This window comes from Protofrankia sp. CiP1_Cm_nod4 (genome assembly GCF_982290645.1).
The window spans coordinates 2,987-5,376 of record NZ_CEVIVC010000013.1; the positions used below are offsets into that span (position 1 = coordinate 2,987).

Here is a 2,390-nt window from a genome sequence, read left to right on the forward strand (position 1 = left end):
GTCGGCCCGCGTGCTGTCGACCCGCGTGCTGTCGACCCGCGTGCTGTCGACCCGCGTGCTGTCGGCCTGCGCCTCCAGGTCCAGCTCTGACACGCCGCCTGCCCCTGCCTTGTCGAAGATCATGTGCGCGCCCCGGAAGCGGCACGGCGCGTGACAGGGCCGGTGGCACCCGCCTCACCGCCCTGCCTCCGCCCACCGTCGCCGCCGACAGCACCCACGGTATCTATATCATTACCAAAAGCATTGCTCGTACCGCTCGTACCGTCCGTACGATTCTTACCGGTCCGGCCGTCACTGCCCTGCTCCCTGCCCGCCCGGCGACTGCCCGCGTACGCGGCCTCACCCTCGAAGCCCCCGGGGCTCCCGGCCGCCCTGGTGCTTCCGGGCCCGTCGCCCCGGGATGTGCCGCCGCCGGCCGCGTCACGCGTGGGCGTGGACGCGGACCCACCGGCGGTGGCGTTCCCGGCCTGCCCGGACGACCGCCGCACCACCACGGTACCGATCTGGTTGCGCCGGCCGGCGGCGCTCTCGGCGGTGAGCGTGACCACGCCGACGGTCGCCGTCGCCCCGGGCAGCGGCACCCGGCCCAGCGCGTTCGCCAGCAGCCCGCCGACGGTCTCCACGTCGTCGGAGCCGGGCAGCTCGTCCGTGCCGAAGAGCTCGCGCAGATCGTCCACGCCGAGCCGGGCGGTCACCCGGGCGGTGTCGTCGTCGATCCACTCCACCGGGACGATCTCGGCGTCGTACTCGTCGGTGATCTCGCCGACGATCTCCTCGAGGATGTCCTCGATGGTGACCAGCCCGGCGGTCCCACCGTACTCGTCGATGACGATCGCCATGTGGGTCCGGGACGCCTGCATCTCGCGCAGCAGGACGTCGGCGTGCTTGCTCTCGGGCACCAGCGCGGGTGGCCGCATGACGTCGGAGACGGGCCGGGTGTCCCAGCCCTCGCGCTCCCGGCCGACCATGTCCTTGAGGAAGGCGATCCCGACGACGTCGTCCACGCTCTCCCCGATCACCGGGATGCGGGAGAAGCCGCTGCGCAGCGCCAGCGAGATCGCCTGGGCGACGGTCTTCACCGACTCGATGTAGACCATGTCGGGCCGGGGGACCATGACCTCGCGCACCAGGGTGTCCCCGAGCTCGAAGACGGAGGCGATCATGTCGCGCTCGCCGCGCTCGATGACGGAGTTCTCCTCGGCGAGGTCGACGAGGTCGCGCAGCTCCGCCTCGGTGGCGAACGGGCCGTCGCGGTAGCCGGGGCCGGGGGTGACGGCGTTGCCGAAGGCGATCAGCAGCCGTGGCAGCGGCCCGAACATCCGGCCGAGCCAGCTGGTCAGCCCGGCGGTCGCGAGCGCGATCACCGGGGCGTGCTGGCGGCCCAGCGTCCGGAACACGACCCCGACGAAGATGTAGGCGAACAGGGTCCCGACCAGCGCGCCGAAACCGACCGCGATGAACCCGGCACCATAGGTATGCACCGCGATGACGGTCACGCACGCGGCGGCGACCATCTCCCCGACGATCCGCAGCAACAGCAGCAGCGCCAGGTACCGCCCCGGGTCGGCGACGATCGTGGCCAGGCTCGCGGCCCGGGGGCGCCCCGCGCGCACGAACCCCTCGACCGCGACCCGGGAGACCCTGGTCAGCGCGGCGTCGATGCACCCGATCCCGGCCGCGAACAGCGTGGCCAGCACCGCGAGCAGCAGCAGTGGAACATCACCGTAGCCCATTGGTCCGCCCTGTCAGCTCCCCCCACAGGCTCAGTGCGCGGCGCTCCGCTGGCCCGTCCGCTGCGTGGCGCTTCCCAGGCACGCTCAGCGCGTGCCGGCGGCGCGGGCGGCGGCCCAGGCGGCCAGCAGGTGGGACTGCTTCGCCCACATCTCCCGCTCCTCGTCCGGCTCGGCATGGTCGTAACCGAGCAGGTGCAGGATGCCGTGCGTGCACAGCAGGTGCATCTCGTGCTCGGTCGAGTGCCCCGCCTTGGCCGCCTGCTTACGGGCGACCTCCGGGCACAGGACGACGTCACCGAGCAGCAGGGTCGGGTCGTCCTCGCCCGAATCCGGCGCGGACGGGTCGAACGCGTCGTCCTGGGGGAAGGCCAGCACGTCGGTCGGGCCCTCCTCACCCATGTAGCGGACGTGGAGCTCCTCCATGGCGACCTGCTCCACCAGCATGACCGACAGCTCCGCCAGCGGGTTGACCCTCATCGTGTCCAGCACGAACCGGGCGAGCGCGGTAAGGGTGACCTCGTCGGTCTCGACACCCGACTCGTTCGCCACGAACACGGCCATCAGTGATCCATCCTCATCCGGCGCCGCCGTCCGCGGCCCATCGTCGTCGGCAGGCCCATCATCGTCGGCATGCGCTCCGGTCCGCGAGCCGGCGGG

At 72.2% G+C, this 2,390-nt stretch carries 2 protein-coding genes; both read right to left on the reverse strand.

Annotated elements, in window-relative coordinates:
• Positions 1-119: 119 nt before the first annotated feature.
• Positions 120-1,733, reverse strand: a complete 1,614-nt coding sequence (locus AC5LSR_RS04670; RefSeq protein WP_445548837.1) for a hemolysin family protein — start codon at positions 1,731-1,733, stop codon at positions 120-122.
• Between the two features lie 84 nt (positions 1,734-1,817).
• Positions 1,818-2,294, reverse strand: a complete 477-nt coding sequence (ybeY, locus tag AC5LSR_RS04675; RefSeq protein ID WP_250287549.1) for an rRNA maturation RNase YbeY — start codon at positions 2,292-2,294, stop codon at positions 1,818-1,820.
• Positions 2,295-2,390 lie beyond the last annotated feature (96 nt).